The 17,024-nt window shown below is 65.1% G+C and carries 19 protein-coding genes; 17 read left to right on the top strand and 2 right to left on the bottom strand.

Translation table 11 applies throughout. The annotated features are described in order from the left end of the window. Positions 1-13: 13 nt before the first annotated feature. Positions 14-1,525 carry an aromatic/alkene/methane monooxygenase hydroxylase/oxygenase subunit alpha gene (locus OG976_RS10520; protein WP_328361548.1) on the bottom strand — a complete coding sequence of 504 codons (1,512 nt, stop codon included), beginning with the start codon at positions 1,523-1,525 and terminating at the stop codon, positions 14-16. 221 nt (positions 1,526-1,746) lie between these two features. Between OG976_RS10520 and OG976_RS10515 the strand changes: the two genes are divergently transcribed. From OG976_RS10515 to OG976_RS10435, 17 genes are all read left to right on the top strand, one after another. Beyond that, entirely contained in the window at positions 1,747-2,193 is a 447-nt protein-coding gene (locus tag OG976_RS10515; RefSeq protein ID WP_328361545.1) for a hypothetical protein, read from the top strand. A gap of 65 nt (positions 2,194-2,258) precedes the next feature. Continuing rightward, on the top strand, positions 2,259-3,269 hold the full coding sequence (locus OG976_RS10510; RefSeq protein WP_328361543.1) for a phenol 2-monooxygenase: 1,011 nt from the start codon (positions 2,259-2,261) through the stop codon (positions 3,267-3,269). Position 3,270: 1 nt separating this feature from the next. Continuing rightward, positions 3,271-3,555: an MmoB/DmpM family protein gene (locus tag OG976_RS10505; protein ID WP_328361541.1), complete on the top strand. Its 285-nt coding sequence runs from the start codon at positions 3,271-3,273 to the stop codon at positions 3,553-3,555. Between the two features lie 44 nt (positions 3,556-3,599). Beyond that, positions 3,600-5,120 (top strand): YHS domain-containing protein, encoded by a 1,521-nt coding sequence (locus tag OG976_RS10500; RefSeq protein ID WP_328361540.1) that lies wholly within the window; start codon positions 3,600-3,602, stop codon positions 5,118-5,120. Between the two features lies 1 nt (position 5,121). Further along, complete coding sequence (locus OG976_RS10495) at positions 5,122-5,445, top strand: phenol hydroxylase subunit P4 (protein WP_328361538.1); 324 nt, start codon at positions 5,122-5,124, stop codon at positions 5,443-5,445. Between the two features lies 1 nt (position 5,446). Beyond that, the gene (locus OG976_RS10490; RefSeq protein ID WP_328361535.1) at positions 5,447-5,788 is read left to right on the top strand and encodes a 2Fe-2S iron-sulfur cluster-binding protein; all 342 of its coding nucleotides are present in this window, start codon (positions 5,447-5,449) and stop codon (positions 5,786-5,788) included. 16 nt (positions 5,789-5,804) lie between these two features. Further along, positions 5,805-6,713, top strand: a complete 909-nt coding sequence (locus tag OG976_RS10485) for a catechol 2,3-dioxygenase (protein WP_328361532.1) — start codon at positions 5,805-5,807, stop codon at positions 6,711-6,713. A gap of 3 nt (positions 6,714-6,716) precedes the next feature. Continuing rightward, a complete protein-coding gene (locus OG976_RS10480; protein ID WP_328361529.1) occupies positions 6,717-7,151 on the top strand; it encodes a GlcG/HbpS family heme-binding protein in 435 nt (144 codons plus the stop codon). A 71-nt stretch (positions 7,152-7,222) separates the two neighbouring features. After that, the gene (locus OG976_RS10475) at positions 7,223-8,284 is read left to right on the top strand and encodes an NADH:ubiquinone reductase (Na(+)-transporting) subunit F (protein ID WP_328361526.1); all 1,062 of its coding nucleotides are present in this window, start codon (positions 7,223-7,225) and stop codon (positions 8,282-8,284) included. A gap of 2 nt (positions 8,285-8,286) precedes the next feature. Continuing rightward, the gene (locus OG976_RS10470; protein WP_328363381.1) at positions 8,287-9,114 is read left to right on the top strand and encodes an alpha/beta fold hydrolase; all 828 of its coding nucleotides are present in this window, start codon (positions 8,287-8,289) and stop codon (positions 9,112-9,114) included. Between the two features lie 77 nt (positions 9,115-9,191). Next, on the top strand, positions 9,192-9,995 hold the full coding sequence (locus OG976_RS10465) for an IclR family transcriptional regulator (protein WP_328361523.1): 804 nt from the start codon (positions 9,192-9,194) through the stop codon (positions 9,993-9,995). Positions 9,996-10,013: 18 nt separating this feature from the next. Further along, entirely contained in the window at positions 10,014-11,738 is a 1,725-nt protein-coding gene (locus OG976_RS10460; RefSeq protein ID WP_328361520.1) for a PEP-utilizing enzyme, read from the top strand. Next, entirely contained in the window at positions 11,735-12,634 is a 900-nt protein-coding gene (locus OG976_RS10455; protein ID WP_328361517.1) for a PEP/pyruvate-binding domain-containing protein, read from the top strand. The genes OG976_RS10460 and OG976_RS10455 overlap by 4 nt, the downstream gene beginning before the upstream one ends. A gap of 118 nt (positions 12,635-12,752) precedes the next feature. After that, positions 12,753-13,538, top strand: a complete 786-nt coding sequence (locus OG976_RS10450; protein ID WP_328363378.1) for a 2-keto-4-pentenoate hydratase — start codon at positions 12,753-12,755, stop codon at positions 13,536-13,538. Continuing rightward, positions 13,535-14,323 carry a 2-keto-4-pentenoate hydratase gene (locus tag OG976_RS10445; protein WP_442930450.1) on the top strand — a complete coding sequence of 263 codons (789 nt, stop codon included), beginning with the start codon at positions 13,535-13,537 and terminating at the stop codon, positions 14,321-14,323. The genes OG976_RS10450 and OG976_RS10445 overlap by 4 nt, the downstream gene beginning before the upstream one ends. After that, positions 14,323-14,526 (top strand): 2-hydroxymuconate tautomerase, encoded by a 204-nt coding sequence (locus OG976_RS10440; RefSeq protein WP_328361514.1) that lies wholly within the window; start codon positions 14,323-14,325, stop codon positions 14,524-14,526. The genes OG976_RS10445 and OG976_RS10440 overlap by 1 nt, the downstream gene beginning before the upstream one ends. Further along, positions 14,523-15,971 (top strand): aldehyde dehydrogenase, encoded by a 1,449-nt coding sequence (locus OG976_RS10435; protein ID WP_328361511.1) that lies wholly within the window; start codon positions 14,523-14,525, stop codon positions 15,969-15,971. The genes OG976_RS10440 and OG976_RS10435 overlap by 4 nt, the downstream gene beginning before the upstream one ends. Before the next feature lie 8 nt (positions 15,972-15,979). Here OG976_RS10435 and OG976_RS10430 read toward each other — a convergent pair whose 3' ends face one another. Continuing rightward, the gene (locus tag OG976_RS10430; protein WP_328361508.1) at positions 15,980-16,978 is read right to left on the bottom strand and encodes a 2Fe-2S iron-sulfur cluster binding domain-containing protein; all 999 of its coding nucleotides are present in this window, start codon (positions 16,976-16,978) and stop codon (positions 15,980-15,982) included. Positions 16,979-17,024: the final 46 nt, after the last annotated feature.

Genomic DNA, 17,024 nt, shown 5'->3' with positions numbered 1-17,024 from the left:
CCGAAATCCCTTCTTACCGAGTGATGATCAGTGGCGCCGGCTGGTGGGCCCACGCGAAGTCCGTCGCGTCCACGCCGGCCTCTTCGGGCGAGATGCCCATGTAGGCCAGCGCTCCGTTGAGGTCCGGCGGCTGGATCATTCCCGCCAGGAATCGGTCGACGATGCCGAGGTGACCCTGGAAGCGGTGCGGGCTCTCGGTGAAGATCCACTTGCATGGTTCCGAGCAGAAGGTGTAGCGCCGACCGTTGTGGTCGTGGATCAACGGTGCCGGACTGTCCAGATACCCGGCGTTGAAGCCGGCCGGGGTGCAGACCGGCACGTGGCAGATGTTGCACACCATCGGCAGGGTCTCCGGGTAGGTCATCGCGATGTTGCCGGAGCGGGCATTCTCGGTGATGACGTCCCAGTACTTGCCGAAGGAGTCATTCCAGCCGGGGTACTTCTCCTCCAGCCAATCCCGCTCCTGGGGCGAGACGCCTGCGTCGGGGTTCCACCACACGGTCGGACGCCAGAACCAGACACCGAGGTGATAGGCGTGGTGCAGCCAGTCGATTTCCTTCTGGTAGTGGTCATTCCAGTACCAGGGCAGCTCGAGCCCGAAATCGGTGAACTGGTCAACGAACTGCTTGTTGATCCACTCGGCCATGAACTCCTTGAAGGAATGCCTGCGGTGCTCGAGCGGGGTGTAGTAGTCCATCGACAACCCGGTCAACAGGGCGAAGATCTTCCACGAGCGCCAGAACATGTGGTCGATCAGCTTCTGGGCGACGTCCTTGCGGCCGTTCTCGATGAGGATCTTCATCGTCGGCTCGCCCTGCTGGGCGTGGCGGGCCTCGTCGGTTTGGATCGAGGAGATCAACGAGCTGAACTCGATGTCGCCAACGCCCATCGCGTCTGCGGCCATCCCCAGGAACTGGAGATTGGTGAAGCCGGTTTCGAAGCAGAAGGTGAGCTGGATGGCAGTGGACACCGCGTCGTTGCCGGCGAACATGTCGTCGAAGAGCGACCGCGCGGCGAGCACGCCCCACTCATTGGTGTGGTAAGCCTTGTGCGCCCAGTCCGCCTTGGGCTCCTTGGCCAGCAGCGTGTAGGGGAAGTAGGTCTGGATCTGGCCGTGCCGGGTCTCGTCCAAAGTCCCGTACATCGCCATGTTGCGCCACGCGGCCGCCCGGCCGAAACGCCCCATCCGGGCTTCGCCCATGCCGGCGGTGTACTCGGCCACCGCGATGGCGCCGTAGTGCGCCAGGATCGCCGACTTCCAGCCCGGGTCGAGCTGCTCATAGAGCTTGGAGCGGTTCACCACCGAGTTGATGGCGTACACACTGGTGTCCTTGCCGGCCTGGATGTGCACGTACTCCGGGTAGGTGATCTTGTAGGGCTCGTCCCACGTCCACCAGGATTCCTTGGGCACGCCGAAGCTCTCCGACATCTCCTGCGGGAAGACCTGCTCGTCGGTGACGTAGGACAGATTCCAGTTCATATCCCGCGTCAGGTCGTACCAATCGGATCGGGCTAATTGGGGCATCGTTACTGCCTTCCTGTGTGTTTCTGCTGCTCGCCGCGTCGGCGACCCGCATGGTGGTTCGGATCACAGTTCGTGATCGGGACTATTTCAGCCACATCTCGAGAACCGACAAACGTTCCGGCTGGAGGAACAGATGAGTGGTCCCGGCAAGGTCGGAAACCGACGTTCCGCAACACGGAACCGCCGCCGGGCAGTGTCCTGGATCACCACAGAATCAGCGAATGACCCCCTTTATGCTGCTGGTGGGCGAGGCAATCGACCTTCCCTTCGATATCGACCTGCCTGACATTCAGGCCAGTCGGCAACAGCCGGCCGCGCTCGGCGCCAATGACCACGTCGAATGCCGTTCATTGGCAGAGCAACTGGTGTGCGAGGCCAACGTGGTGCTGACGGCCAACGACCGCGAGCGCATCGAGCTGACCGACGACGTGAACGTCGGACAGCTCTCCTTCTCCATGTCCTATGGGCAGCGCGAGGCCCGGATCGTCACCAACATCGGTCACGACGTCGCCGTCGGTCACCTCTACGGGATCGGCTCACGGCATCTGGGCAACGTCGAGCTCACCGGTGCGGACCAGGTGGAGAAGCTGATCCTGCTGCTCATCGGAGACGGCCGGGAAGACGCCGATGACGTGGCCGTTCCGGAACCCGGAACGTTGGCACTGTGATCGCCGTCGCATCGACATTCTTTTGCTAATCCACCCGAGCCACCACTAGGAACCGGAGGCCGTTCGTGCAGTTCGAGCTTCGCCAGCAGGTCATCGAGCCTGTCCGCCAGACGTTCACACCCTTGATCAAGCGCTACGGCGATCGACCGGCAACCCGCTACGAGGAAGGTTCGGTCGGCATTCAGTCCACCGAGCACTTCCATTACCGGCCGTTGTGGGATCCGCAGCATGACATCTACGACGCCGACTACTCGGCGCTCAAGCTCGCCGACCCGGACGCCTACACCGACCCGCGGCAGTTCTACTACACACCGTATGTGGTGAACCGTGCCACGCTGCACGAGGCGTTCGGCCGCAATCTGAGCTATGTCGTGGACCGCGAACTGCTCACCAAAATGCCGCAGTCGTGGCAGGACCTCGTCACGAAAACGATTCTGCCACTGCGCTATTACGAGTCGGGCGCACAGCTGCTCAATGTCGAGGGCGGCCGGTTCGCCTACGGCACCACCATCGAACAGGTCTTCACCTACGCCTCGTTCGATCGGATCGGCAACGCCCAGATCCTCAGCCGGATCGGCATCGCGCTCGGCGAGAACTCCGATACGGTGCTGGCCACCACCAAGCCCGCATGGATCGACGACGCCAGCCTGCAGGGCCTGCGCCGGTTGATCGAGGAGCTGCTGGTCGAGCCGGACTGGGCGCTGTCGAACGTCGGCCTGGATCTGGCCGACCGGTTGATCTTCCCCTTGCTCACTGCGCATCTCGACGAGGCGGCCCTGTTGGGCGGCGCCGGCGCCTACAGCCTGCTGATCCAGCAGTTCGGTGTCTGGTGGAAAGACCAGCGCAAGTGGCTCGATCCGTTGATCAGCGCATGGGTCAACGATCCCGAGTACGGCAAGTCCAACACCGAGGTGCTGCAGGCGACGGTCGCCAAGCGCCTGCCGCAGATCGCCGCCGCCGTCATCGACCTGGCCCAAGAGATGGACTCCATCGCCGATGTGGGGGCCGAGAAGTTCGTCGCCAGCACTGTCGACTCCGTCAATGAGACGCTGCGCGCCAGCGGAATTGAGGCGTGACGTGACCACTGCGCGTGAGGTCGGCGTCGACTTGCAGGAGTCCGGCGAGGACGTCCGGCGCATGGTGGGGGCCATCGAGAAGGACAACCCCGGCATGCGGGTGACACATCTTCCCGGGCTGATCAAGGTGAACTCGCCGGGCAAACTCGTGATCAAGCGGGAGACCATCGAGGACGAACTGGGCCGCGAGTGGGAGACCCACGAGTTCCAGCTGTCGATTGTCTCCTACTACGGCAACATCAGCGACTACGACGACGACGAGATCGTCATCAGCTGGGATCACTAGGCACCAATGACCAACCTATTCAACGAATCTCGAAGGACATAGTGATGGCAAAGATGTCAATGAAGGCGCGATACTCGGCGCTGACCCGCGATCTGTCATGGGATCCCACCTACGTGGGCGAGGACGACATGTTCCCGCACACAACCTTTGAGGGCATCAAGGTTCACGACTGGTCGAAGTGGGAGGATCCGTTCCGCCTCACGGTGGACTCCTATTTCAAGTACCAGGCCGAGAAGGACAAGCGGCTCTACGCTGTGCTCGACGGGTTCGCCCAGTCGCAGGGGCACCTGAGCCTGACCGACGCCCGCTACCTCAACGCGATGAAGCTGTTCCTCCAGGGCGTGACCTCGCTGGAGTACACCGCGCATCGGCACTTCGCCTACCTCGGACGCGAACTCAACGGTGCGGGACCGCGTTTCGCGGCGCTGTGCCAGTCGCTCGACGAGATGCGGCACGCCCAAACCCAGATCCACACGCTATCGAACTACAACAAGTACTACAGCGGACTGCATAACGCCTTCGAGCAGTTCGACCGCGTCTGGTACCTGTCGGTGCCCAAGTCGTTCTTCGAGGATGCCGTCACGGCCGGGCCGTTCGAGTTCTTGATCGCCATCGGGTTCTCGTTCGAGTACCTGCTGACCAACTTGTTGTTCGTCCCGTTCATGAGCGGCGCGAGCTTCAATGGTGACCTGTCGACCATGACATTCGGCTTCTCCGCGCAGAGCGACGAGAGCCGGCACATGACATTCGGTTTGGAGGCCATCAAGTTCCTGCTCGAGCAGGACGAAGCCAACGTGCCTATTGTCCAGGCCTGGATCGACAAGTGGTTCTGGCGCGGGTATCGGCTGACGTCGCTGATCGCCGGAATGATGGATTACATGCTGCCCAAGAAGGTCATCAGCTGGAAAGAGGCCTTCGAGCTGTACTTCGAAAAGCAAATGTTGAACGGGCTTTTCCCGGATCTGGCGTACTACGGCATCAAGCCGCCCCGCCACGTCGAGCACGCGATCGCGGAGAAGGACATCTACAGCCATCAGGTGTACTGGACGCTCTATCAGTTCTCCTTCGCAGCTGCGTTCACGACCACCATCCCCGAACCCGAGGAGATGGCGTGGTTCTCCGAGCAGTACCCGGGAACGTTTGATTCCATCTACCGGCCCAAGTGGGAGAAGGCCGCTCGCATCGCAGAGGACGGCGGCCGGTTCTTCTTCCAGGGATTGCCGCAACTGTGCCAGGTGTGCCAACTCCCGATGTTCATGACCGAGCCCGGTGATCCGAACAAGGTGTGCCAGCGCGGCAGCGACTTCGAGGGTGAGCATTACAACTTCTGCTCGGACGGTTGCCAGTGGATCTTCGAGCGAGAGCCGGAGAAGTACGTTCAGGCCTGGTTGCCGGTTCACCAGATATTCCAAGGTAATTGCGGCGGTCCGAGCGTCCCGGAGGTCCTCGAGTGGTACGGCCTCCAAGACGGGGACGGCGGCGAGTATCTGGGTTCCGTCGACAACCAGAACTGGGTCGGCTGGCACAGCGGTTCCGGTGTCGAGACCGCGAAAGTGGTTGGCTGACATGAGTGTGCGGGCAATCGGTGAATACAAGTTCCCGTCGCGCTCACGCGCCGAGTTGTATGGCGACGACCAACTTGTCCACGTCTGGTGGCGTGACAACACCTTCCTCGCATCGGCCGCGACCTTCCGGGTTCCCAAGGCGATGCCGTTCGGCGAGTTCGTCACCGGCGTCGTGGAGCCCTGGGCCGCATCCGATCCCGATTTCGAACCGGGCTCCGAACGTGACTGGTTCATCGACGACAACCCGGTGCGGGTCCGTGCCGATGCGTCGTTGACCGAACTCGGTATCGGCCACAAACACACCGTGTCGTTTCAGGTCGGCTGACGTGCCTGCGGTGTCGGTCGAGGGCTACGACGTGGAGGTCGAGACCCGCCCGGGTGAGCCCATTCTCGGAGCTCTCTGTCGGCGGGGTTACACCTACAAGTTCGGCTGCCGGCGCGGAGGCTGCGGGGTGTGCAAAGTGCACCTCGTCTCGGGCGAGGTGGCCTACCCCAAGACCGTAGCCGAAACCGTTCTCCCTGATAGCGATCGAGACGGCGGTGTGTGTCTGAGCTGCCGGGCAGTTCCCGTCACCGACGTTGTCATCCGACTCGACGCCGAGGACCAACTTCGCCGAGTCGGAATCCTGCCATTCCTCAGCGGAATCAAGTCAGCACCAGGTCAGTGAAAGGAACCACAGTCCAATGAGCGTCATGCGTCTGGGATATGTCCATGCCCGAGTCACCGATATGGACGACGCACTCAGTCATTACTGCCACACCTTGGGCATGCAGAAAGTCGCCGAGCAGCCCGGGAAGGTGTTCCTGAAGGCCTGGGACGAGTACGACCATCACTCGGTGGTCCTCGAGGACGGCGGCGTCGGCTTGGTCAAGCTCGGCTACAAGGTCGAACGCCCCGAGGACATCGAGATCTATGAGAAGCGCGCCCAGGCGTTCGGGGTCATCACCGAACGGATGAGCAAGGGCGAGAACCTCGCTGTCAGTGACGGATTGCGTATCGTGCTGCCGTCCGACCACGTTGTGGAGCTGTATCACGAGGCCGAACAAACCGGCACCGCCACCGGGGTCCTCAATCCGGAGGCCTGGCCGCGCGACCTCGTCGGTGTCGGTGTTCCCCGGATCGACCACGCTCTGCTGACTGCCGAGGAGCCCGACACCGTCGAGCGCTTCTTCAAAGAGGTGCTCGACTTCCGGCCCGCGGAGCGGTGGTTGACCGACCACTCCGACGATGGCCAGCTGCTCGGCACGTGGCTGTTCTGCTCGAACACCCCGCATGACATCGCCATCATCAAGGGGCCGAACAGCAAGCTCCACCACTTCGCCTTCCAGTTGGGCGATTGGAATGAGATTCTGCGGGCCGGCGACCTGTTCTCGATGGACGACGTGTCGGTCGACATGGGGCCGACTCGGCACGGCATCACCCGCGGCCAGACGATCTACTTCTTCGATCCCTCTGGCAATCGCAATGAGGTCTTCGCGGGCGGCTATCTGACCTACCCGGACTTCCCGACGATCACCTGGACCAACGCCGAAAAAGGAATCTTCTATCACGGCCGCGAGATCAACGAGCGCTTCACCACCGTGGTCACCTAGAGCGTGGCCGTCGATGCGGCAGCCGTCGTCGCTGTCCCAACACTCACTCTGTCCGGCGCACAGCGGGTGCTCGACGCAAGCCTGAGGGCGGCCGACGAACTCGCAGTGGCGGTGTGCGTGGCCGTCACCGACCGGGCGGGTCATCTACTTGCTTTCGCCCGGATGGACGGCGCGGCCCTGTTGTCGGTGTCCATCGCGCAGGACAAGGCCTACACGGTGGCGGCATTCGGCGGCCTGGCCACCCATGAGTGGTTCAGCGTGATCGAGGACGAGCCGGCGCTGCTGCACGGCATCGTCAAGACCGACCGGCTGATCGTCTTTGCCGGCGGTGTCCCGGTGCGCTCGGGCGGCCTCCTCGCCGGTGCGGTCGGGGTCAGCGGTGGAAGTGCAGAGCAGGACCGCGCCATCGCCGAGTCCGGCGCAGCCGCACTTCACTAGGGCTTTCGGAGCCCGGTCCGTATAGCGGAACGCTGCTATGAGCCAGGCCGGTCCGGCCGGACGATCGTGAGGTGACCCACACCCACACGATCACCGTCGAACCGCTCGGAGTCGAGGTGTCCTGCCGGGAGGACCAATCCATCCTCGAGGCGTGCCTGCGCCAGGGGGTCAACCTGCCCCACGCCTGTACCCACGGCACCTGCGCCACCTGCAAGGTCGAGGTCGTCGAAGGAGACGTCGATCTCGGCGAAGCGTCGGCGTTCGCGCTGCTGGACTCCGAGCGCGCCGAGGGTAAGGCGCTGATCTGCACCGCACGCCCCAAGAGCGACGTCACCATCGAGGCCGATGTCGAAGAGGAAGACGGTGTGGTCTTCCACTCGGTGCGCGACTTCAACGCGACTGTCACGCTGCTCGAGGACTGCGCCAACGACATTCGCCGCGTCGAACTTGCACTCGACGGCACAATCGAGCTCAACCCCGGTCAGTACGTCCAGGTACGGATCCCGGGGCATGCGGTGACCCGCAGCTGGTCGGTGGCCACACCGCCGGCGAGCAAGGACAAGCTCGAACTCCACATCCGGCGTACGGCCGGTGGGCTGGCCACCGACGGCTGGGTGTTCGCAGGGCTCGCCGAGGGCGACGAGGTCACACTGTCCGGGCCGTACGGCCGATTCTTCCTGCGCGAGCAGCGCGCCGAACCGGCCATCCTGATCGGCGGCGGTACCGGTCTCGCGCCGCTGAAGGCCATGGTGCGCCACGTTCTGGAAACCGGTGCCCCGCAGCGCTTGTACCTCTATCACGGCGCCCGGACCCAGGCCGACCTCTACGACGTCGACTACTTCACCGAGCTGGCGGCAGGCTCCGGCGGGCAGTTCAGCTATCGGCCGGTGCTGTCGCAGGAGGAGGTGCACGGTATCCGACACGGTAACGTGACCGAGGCGGTCGACGTCGACTTCGAGACCTGCGCGGGCCATGTCGCCTATCTGTGTGGGCCGCCACCGATGGTGGAAGCGGCCCTGAAGATGCTGATGGGTAAGCGGCTGTTTCCCCGTGACATCTACCGCGAGGACTTCTTCGACAGCTCCGACAAGTCCGGCGGCGGCATACGCAGCCCCCTGCTGAGGACCTCGTGACCATGCTCGCGGCACCGGAGATCGGAAAAGCCGTTGTCGCGAACGGCATTTCGACGAACTACCTGGAAGTCGGCACCGGCGAACCCGTGGTGTTCGTCCACGGCTCCGGGCCTGGTGTGACGGCCTACGCCAACTGGCGACAGACGCTTTCCGCCCTGGCCGACCGGTTCCACTGTTATGCCCCCGACATGGTCGGCTTCGGGTTCACCGACCGTCCCGTCGGGTTCAGCTACACCCTGCAGAACTGGGTCGACCAACTGGCGGGCTTTCTCGACGCCCTCGGGCTCGAGAACGTGTCAGTCGTTGGAAACAGCTTCGGCGGGGCGGTGGCGCTCCGGCTGGCGGTAACCCACCCGGAGCGGGTCAAGCGTCTGGTCCTGATGGGCAGCGTCGGCGTTGCGTTCCCCATCACCGAAGCGCTGGAGGCGGTATGGGGCTACCAGCCGTCGCCGGACGCCATGCGCCGGATGCTCGACTACTTCGCCTACTCCCGTGAACTCGTCACCGACGAGTTGGCCCAGGTGCGCTACGAGGCCAGTATCCGGCCGGGATTCCAGGAGTCGTTCGCCGCGATGTTCCCCGCTCCCCGGCAGCGCTGGGTGGACGCGCTGAGCACCCCGCAGGAGCAGATCGCCGCGCTGACGTTGCCGACTCTGATCGTGCACGGTCGCGACGACAAGGTCATTCCGCTGGCGACTTCGCTGCGGCTGCATGAACTGATCGATGACTCCGAGCTGCACGTGTTCGGCCGGTGCGGCCACTGGACCCAGATCGAGCGGTCGGGACCGTTTGCCGCGCTGGTGGCGGACTTCCTGTCCCGAGTTCCGTGAGCGATCAACGCCAAACCCGTATGGAGGTAATTCACGTGGTTCATACTTTGCACGCAAGTCACGCGACGGGAGCAGGTATGAGCATTGCCGACCGAGCTCGGCCCGGACCGCTGGTGACCCCCCGGCATCGTGACGATGCTCTGAAGTCGGTTGCCAACGCGCTCGACGTACTCGACTGCTTCATGAGCGACGACGAGCTCGGCGTGTCCGAATTGGCGCGCAGCCTGGGAGTCGCCAAGAGCAGCGCCCACCGGATGCTGTCCACCTTGGCCGGCCGCGGGTTCGTCGAGCAGAACCCCGACACCGGCCGCTACCGGCTGGGCCTGCATCTCTATGAGCTCGGCCAGCTCTCGGTGAGCCGCAGCCGACTGCGCCAGGCCGCCCTGCCGATCATGGAGGACTTGCGGCAGCGCACCGGCCACACCATCCACCTCGGTATCGCCGACGGCTGCGATGTGGTTCACCTGGAACGCCTGCAGTCCCGCGAGGGCCTCGACATCTTCGACACCCTGCCCGAGCGTCGGTTCCCCACGCATTGCTCGGCCACGGGCAAGGTGCTGGCGGCCTTTGACCCCGCCGTCGCCGAGGCGCGGCGCCGTGCCTCGTTCCCGCCGATCACACCCAACTCGGTCCGCAGCGTCGAGGAGTGGGACGCCACGCTGGCCAAGATCCGGCGGGCTGGGGTGGCCATCAACCGTGACGAGGTCGCCAGCGGCGCCATGTCGGTGGCGGCCCCGATCTACGACGGCACCGGGCGGGCCCGGGCCGCGCTGTCGATCGTGGGCCGCACCGAGGTGATGGACCGCTGCGAGCAACAGTTCACCCGCCTGGTGGTGGAGGCCGCGCGCCGATTGGGCCGCCTCGTGCCGTGGGGGACCTAGGCGCGAGTCGACGTCGCCATGTTGAGCATCGAGGACTTCTTCACCGACGAGTGGTATCCGGGCTTCACCCCGTCATTCGGCCACTCGCCCTACATCGTCGAACCGTTCCGCAGCTTCACCGCCGCCGACAAGGACCGATTCTGGTTCCTTGACTTTCACTGGGCGCGCGGCCTCACGCCGCTCGGGATGATCTGGAACGAGGACGGCTATTCCTGGGGCACTCAGTGGGCGGCTGAGCAGATGCCCTTGCCGCAGGGCCGCGGGATGACACAGCGGATCGCGGGCACCCACACCTACGCCGCGGTCGTGCCGGTTCGCAACAAGCGGGAGATCGCCGCCAGGGACCGGCGCATGCGGGCCTACCTGCCGGGCTTTCTGGACCGATTCGACCTGATCTGGCGTCAGCGGCGCGCTGAGATCGAAATAGGTTGGCAGTCAATGGCTTCCCGCGACATATCGGCGCTCTCCGACGACGAACTCGCGATGATGCTGGTGGAGGCGCGCTGCTACTACCGGCGCCTCTTCGAGATCCATTTCGAGATGATGTACCCCCTGCTGTCCAATTATCTCGGGTTCCGCGGTGTGTGCCGCGAGCTTGGTTTCGACGCGGGTACCGTCGCCAGGTTCCTACAGGGCTACGAAACCAAGATCAGCGAAACCGACAGGGCGCTGTGGCAACTCGCGGCTGACGCCCGGTCCGGTGGGTTGGACATGGTGTTCGCCGCGACCCCGCCCGACGGGTTGGCCGTCGCGCTCGGACGTTCCGACGCCGGGCGAGCTTGGCTGGGCCGGCTCTCCGATTTCCTCGGTGTCTACGGTTACCGCACGGCAGGCACCGCTGATGTCGCTCTGCCGAGCTGGATGGAAGACCCGACGCCGGTGCTGGGCACTGTCGCGGAGTTCTTGCGCCAGGATCATCCCCACGACTTCGACGCCGCGCATGCGGCTGCTGTGGAGGAACGCGAGACCGCGATCGACGAGGCGCGTGGCCGGCTGACCCGCCGGGAGCAGCAGGTGTTCGACGCCGGCTTGATCTCGGTGCAGCATGCGAACTTTCCGTGGTGGCAGGACGACCACAACTACTACATCGACCTGCGTGCTTCTCTTCCGGTGCGCTGGGTGGCGCTGGAACTGGCCGAGCGGTTGGGCACCGATTGCTACGACGACACGATGTTCCTGTTCTGGCCGGAGTTACTCGACATCGCCGAACGGCAGCGCGGCTACTACGGGATGCAGAAGACGATCGAGGCGCGCAGGCAGTACTTCGACCACTGGCATGGCCGTCGTGCGGAGATGCCGAAGATGCTGGGCGCGGTGCCCGAAGCCATCGATGACCCGCTGTTGATCGAAATCTATGGACTGGATCGCGGTTACATGGAGGCAGTGCGGGCCGAGGCCGCCGGTGTGCGGGTCACCACGTTGCACGGCATACCCGCCGCGCGGGGCACCGCACGCGGCCGTGCCAAGGTCATCCGTGAAGCGGGTGATCTCGACAAGCTCAGTTCAGGTGACATCCTGGTCTGTGAATCAACCTCGGCTAGTTGGACATTGGCGTTCAGCTGGATTGCCGGGTGTGTATGCGACAGCGGCGGCACCCTGTCGCATGCGGCAATCGTCGGCCGCGAATACGGCGTGCCGACCGTGACCGCGTGCGGCGTGGCCACTTCCACCATCCGAGATGGCGACGACGTTCAAGTCGACGGTGCGACGGGCACCGTCACAATCCTGAGGGGCGCGCAATGAGCACCGTTATCAACCTCGCGCAGGCCAACACCGACAACGCCGGACCGAAGATGGGCAGGCTGGGGGAGCTCATCCGGCAAGGCATCGACGTGCCGCCGGGATTCGTGGTGACTCCGTCGGCATACGAGGGCAGCTCCGACGGAGTGGGTGAGAGCCTGGCCGCCGAGATCGCCGCCGCCTATGAGGGATTGTGCGGTGGGACCGACAGGCCTGTGGTTGTCCGCAGTTCAGCGGTCGACGAGGACGGGGCCAAGGCCAGCTTCGCCGGGATCTACGAGAGCTTCCTGGGGGTGCGGGGTGCTGATCAGGTCGTGGCCACGGTAGAGGCGTGCTGGTCGGGTCTGCACAGTGAACGTGCGGTGGCCTACCGTGAGCGGCTGGGCGCGAATCACCCGAATCCGTCGATGGCCGTCGGGGTGATGCTGATGGTGCCTGCCCGCAGCTCGGGGGTCGCGTTCACCGTCGACCCCGTCACCGGTCGTGACGACCGGTTGGTCATCGAAGGCAGCTGGGGCTTCGGGGAGCCCGTGGTTCAGGGTGTGGTCAATCCGGACCGGATCGAAATTGCCGATGATGGCCGCGTTCTGCGCTACGAGACCGGCGACAAGAAGATCGCCCTGGTGTACAGCGAAGACCGGCGGATGCAACACGTCGAGTTGCCCGCTGACCAAGCGCTGACCGCGGCCCTGACCACCGATGAGGCCGTCGCGCTGGCGGATCGGGTGCGTGCCGTCGCGGACTTGGCCGGCCAGCCGGTCGATTGCGAATGGGTCCTCGACGACTCGGCCCGGGTGTGGATCGTGCAGTGGCGCTCGATCACCGCGCTACCGGTCACCGGTGCCCCGTTGTGGGACCCCGCGGAATACGCGGCCCGATACGCGTTCAGGTCGGCCTGAGCGAGTAGGGCGAGCGTTCCGCGGCTCGGAACACGTCGCCTGGGTGGCCTGCGGGCTGCATAGAGTCCGTTGCGTGCAGTACGCCGGAACCGGGCTCGTCCCCGGCACAGCCGAGGCCATCGACGAATCGGTTCGAGCCCTGTTGGCGGCCTACCGAACCGGTGAGCCTGTCGCCCCGCTCGTGTCGAGCTTCCCCGGGCTGACCATCGACGACGCCTACCGGATCCAGCTGGCCCAGGTCGCTGTCTGGGTGGGTGGGGGTCGTCGAGTGCTGGGCCGCAAGGTGGGGCTGACCAGCCCGGCCATGCAGACCCAGATGAACGTGGCACAGCCGGATTTCGGGCATCTGATGGATGACATGTTCTTCCCCGAGCACGTCCCGATTCCCGCCGCCCGTTTTCTGCAGCCTCGGGCTGAACCTGAGGTCGCTTTCGTGCTCGGCCGCGACCTAGCCGGGCCGGGGGTGACCGTGGCGGCCGCCGCTGCGGCTGTCGCTTTCGCGCTGCCCGCGCTCGAGATCATCGACTCGCGAATCGCCGAGTGGCAGATCGGAATCGTCGACACCATCTCCGACAACGCCTCGAGTGGCGGCGTGGTGCTGGGTAGTACAGCTCGCCGAATCGGGGAGGTTGACTTGCGGCTGGGAGGGTGTGTCCTGCACCGCAACGGTGAAATCGCCGGAACCGGGGCCGGCGGTGCGGTGTTGGGTTCACCGCTGAACTCCCTTGCCTGGCTGGCCAATACGCTCGGCGAACGAGGCGAGGCCCTGCACGCCGGCCAAGTGATCCTGCCCGGGTCTATCACGGCGTCCATTCCGTTCCAACCTGGCGATGTCATCACCGCGACGTTGGCCGGTCTGGGCTCGGTCACCGCGGTCATCGCCGCAGATGGGGAGCAGTCGTGACCACAGCGTGGTCGGTCGAGCGGGCCGCAGCCGAACTGTTGGCCGCCGAGGACGGCCGGTTCGATCGCGATCCGATCACCGACGAGTGGCCCGACCTAGACGTCGGCACCGCCTACGCCATCCAGAACGAGACCCTGCGCCGGCGCGAGGCGCGCGGCGAGAAACTGATCGGTGTGAAGCTCGGGCTGACCAGCCGGGCTAAGCAGCGTCGGATGAACGTCGACGCGCCGCTGGTCGCCTGGCTGACCGACGCGATGATTCTGCCTGCGGGGGAGCCGGTTCGGCAGGATCTGCTGATACACCCGCGGGTCGAGCCCGAGATCGTCTTCGTCATGAAGAGCCGGCTCAGCGGGCCGGGTGTGACCGCGGCGCAGGCACTGACGGCGGTCGAGGCGGTCTACGCCGGCGCGGAGGTCATCGACTCGCGTTACCGGGATTTCCGCTTCACCCTCACCGATGTCATCGCCGACAATGCCTCGTCGGGCGCCTTCATCCTCGGTCCTGTAGCCCGTGACCCGTACGACATCGACCTGGCTTTGGAAGCTGTCCTCGTGGAAGCTGATGGCAAGGTGGTCGATTCGGCGACCGGCGCTGCGGTACAGAACCATCCGGCCGAAGCACTCGCCCTGGCTGCCAATGACCTTGGCCGCCGCGGCAAGGCCATCGAGCCGGGGCAGATTGTGCTGACCGGGGGGATGACCGACGCGCTGCCCGCCGGTCCGGGGAGCCGCACGGCATTCCACTTCACCACGCTGGGTTCAATCTTCATCTCCGGAGGACAGTGATGCCACTCGTGCAGGTCACCTTGGCGCAGGGCAGAAGCCCTGAGCAGCTTCGGGCATTGATCAGCAAGATCACCGCCGCAGTGTCAGAGGCGGTCGACGCGCCGCAACAGAACATCCGCGTCGTGCTCTACGAGGTGCCCAAGACCCATTGGGCGGCAGGCGATGTGACGTTGCAGGAGCGCGCGAACCAGGAGAAGTCATGACGGATCTGCCGTTCTTCGGCCATGTGATCGACGGCGTCGAATCCTCACCGGACGCCGGGGAGTATTTCGACTCCATCAATCCCTGGACACGTAAGCCATGGGCTCACATCGCCCTGGGGGGTAGGCCGGAGGCTGACGCCGCCGTGGCCGCCGCCCGCCGCGCCTTCGACGAAGGCCCCTGGCCCCATATGGGTTTCGCGCAGCGGGGACGACTGCTCAACCGGCTTGCCGACCTGCTCGAAGAGCACACCGACGAGCTTGCCCTGGCCGACTCCCGCGATATGGGCAAGCCTGTCACCCAGGCCCGCCACGACGTCGCGCGTTCGGCAATGAACTTCCGGTTCTTCGCCGACCACGCGCGGCTCTCCACCGGGGAGACTCTGCCGATGGATTCGGGCCACCACAGTTACACCCGCTTCGAGCCGGCCGGTGTGGTGTCGGCCATCGCGCCGTGGAACTTCCCGCTGATGCTGGAGACCTGGAAGATCGCCCCGGCGCTGGCATGGGGGAACACCGTCGTCCTCAAACCGGCCGAGGACACCCCCGCCTCGGCGACGATCATGGCCCGGTTGGCACAGGAGGCCGGGCTGCCCCCCGGCGTGCTCAATGTGGTGCACGGGTTCGGGCCGGACTCGGCCGGGCAGGCGCTCACCGAGAACCCGGACGTCAACCGGATCACCTTCACCGGCGAGTCGGGCACTGGGCGCATCATCGCCAAAGCTGCTGCCACCAATCTGATTCCGATCAGTCTGGAACTCGGCGGCAAGGGTGCCAACATCGTGTTCGCCGACGCAGACATCGACAACGCCGTGTCCTGGTCGATTCAGGCGATCTTCCGCAATGCCGGTCAGGTCTGTCTGGCCGGCAGCCGGCTGTTCGTGCACCGCGACATCTACGACGAGTTCCTCGAGCGCTACGTCGGGGCCGCCGAGAAGATGGTGATCGGCGACCCGGCCGACGACGGCACCGAGTTCGGACCGCTTGCCTCCGAGGAGCATTACACGAAGGTCTGCCGCTACCTGGACCTGGTGGAGAGCGAGGGCGGCAAGATCCGGACCGGTGGCCGCGGCGAGGGCTGGGTGGTCAAGCCGACCGTCGTGACCGACCTCACCGACACTTCGCGGCTGGTCTGTGAAGAGATCTTCGGCCCCGTCGTGGCGGTGTTGCCGTTCGACACCGAACGCGAGGCCGTCGCCCGCGCCAACAGCACCCACTACGGTCTCAACGCGATGATCTTCACCGAGAACCTCAACCGTGCGCACCGGGTGTCGGCCCAGCTGAGCGCCGGAACCGTCTGGGTGAACTGCTTTTTCATCCGCGACCTGCGTGCCCCGTTCGGCGGGGTCGGAGATTCCGGTATCGGACGCGAGGGCGGAAACTTCAGCCGGGAGTTCTTCACCGAACCCAAGGCGGTTGTCATGCAAATCGACACCGACGCCGGATAGGCGTCAGGTCAGCCGAAGCTGTCGTACCGGATCCGGTCGAGCTGGACGCCGGCCGCCTTGAGCTGGCCGGTGACGGCGTTGGTCATCACCGGGGGCCCTGCGACGTAGAAGTCGGCGTTGGACAGACCCTCGAGCATCGGCTCGAGCGCGTGGGTCACCAGTCCCTCGACGCCTGACCACCCCTGGTGAGCGGTCGTCAGTGCACCGATCAGTTCGGCGTCGGGAAGTTCGAGAACCAGATCGGCCAGCTCCTGCCAGCACACCAGTTCGTCGCGGATGCTGGCGCCGTACACCACCCGCACCGGCCGGCTGTCGTGATCGGCGGCCAGGCGGCGCAACATGCCCAGAATCGGTGCGATCCCGGTGCCTCCGGCGACCAAACACGCCGGAGCCGTGGAGTCGCGAATCCACATGTCGCCGTATGGCATTTCGAGTTGCACCACCGCTCCCGTCGGCAGCGCGGAGACTGCTTCGCTGCCGGCGCGTCCGGCGTAACGCTTCATGATGAACTCGACCTGCTGTGAGCCCGGTCGGTTCGACATCGAGTAACAACGGCGCAGGCTATTCCCGACGTCGATCACGGCGTGCTGGCCTTCGTGGAATGCCACCGGCCGGTCGGTGGTGAACCGGAGGCGGAAGATCGCGGGGCCGATCTCGTCGCGATCGGTGAGCACGGCCGCGTGGCGCCCGGTCTCGCGTCCCTTGCGGGGGCTGGTCTCGACCCACGTCGGCTTGACCACCAGGTCGGACTTTGCGGTGCTCTGGCAGGCCAGGATCCGGGATCGCCGCGCATCGCGCGGACTGATCGAGGGGGCTTCGCTGAACAGCGTCTCGGCCTCGCCCTCGACGAGGGTCATCTTGCAGGTGCCGCAGCTTCCCCAGCCGCACTCGAACGGAACCCAGACCCCGGCTCGTAGTGCCGCGCCCAGAATTCGCTCGCCCTCGAGGACCTCGAAGCACGTGTCGGTGCCGGCAACGGAGACGCGGTGGACAACATCGTCTGCCATCCCAAAACTCTGGCAAGCCGCGGTAGGTGGCCGGGCGATCGTTCCG

Origin of the sequence: Mycobacterium sp. NBC_00419 (assembly GCF_036023875.1) — a bacterium.
GTDB lineage: Bacteria > Actinomycetota > Actinomycetes > Mycobacteriales > Mycobacteriaceae > Mycobacterium.
Note: the sequence above shows the minus strand (reverse complement) of the source record. Positions and strands in the feature narration are given on the sequence as shown.

What these genes read in the sequence shown, in the direction of transcription:
- OG976_RS10520 (WP_328361548.1), bottom strand. Translation starts at nt 1,525, where the DNA reads ATGCCCCAATTAGCCCGATCCGATTGGTACGACCTGACGCGGGATATG.
- OG976_RS10515 (WP_328361545.1), top strand. Translation starts at nt 1,747, where the DNA reads ATGACCCCCTTTATGCTGCTGGTGGGCGAGGCAATCGACCTTCCCTTC.
- OG976_RS10500 (WP_328361540.1), top strand. Translation starts at nt 3,600, where the DNA reads ATGGCAAAGATGTCAATGAAGGCGCGATACTCGGCGCTGACCCGCGAT.
- OG976_RS10495 (WP_328361538.1), top strand. Translation starts at nt 5,122, where the DNA reads ATGAGTGTGCGGGCAATCGGTGAATACAAGTTCCCGTCGCGCTCACGC.
- OG976_RS10485 (WP_328361532.1), top strand. Translation starts at nt 5,805, where the DNA reads ATGAGCGTCATGCGTCTGGGATATGTCCATGCCCGAGTCACCGATATG.
- OG976_RS10470 (WP_328363381.1), top strand. Translation starts at nt 8,287, where the DNA reads ATGCTCGCGGCACCGGAGATCGGAAAAGCCGTTGTCGCGAACGGCATT.
- OG976_RS10465 (WP_328361523.1), top strand. Translation starts at nt 9,192, where the DNA reads ATGAGCATTGCCGACCGAGCTCGGCCCGGACCGCTGGTGACCCCCCGG.
- OG976_RS10460 (WP_328361520.1), top strand. Translation starts at nt 10,014, where the DNA reads ATGTTGAGCATCGAGGACTTCTTCACCGACGAGTGGTATCCGGGCTTC.
- OG976_RS10455 (WP_328361517.1), top strand. Translation starts at nt 11,735, where the DNA reads ATGAGCACCGTTATCAACCTCGCGCAGGCCAACACCGACAACGCCGGA.
- OG976_RS10440 (WP_328361514.1), top strand. Translation starts at nt 14,323, where the DNA reads ATGCCACTCGTGCAGGTCACCTTGGCGCAGGGCAGAAGCCCTGAGCAG.
- OG976_RS10435 (WP_328361511.1), top strand. Translation starts at nt 14,523, where the DNA reads ATGACGGATCTGCCGTTCTTCGGCCATGTGATCGACGGCGTCGAATCC.
- OG976_RS10430 (WP_328361508.1), bottom strand. Translation starts at nt 16,978, where the DNA reads ATGGCAGACGATGTTGTCCACCGCGTCTCCGTTGCCGGCACCGACACG.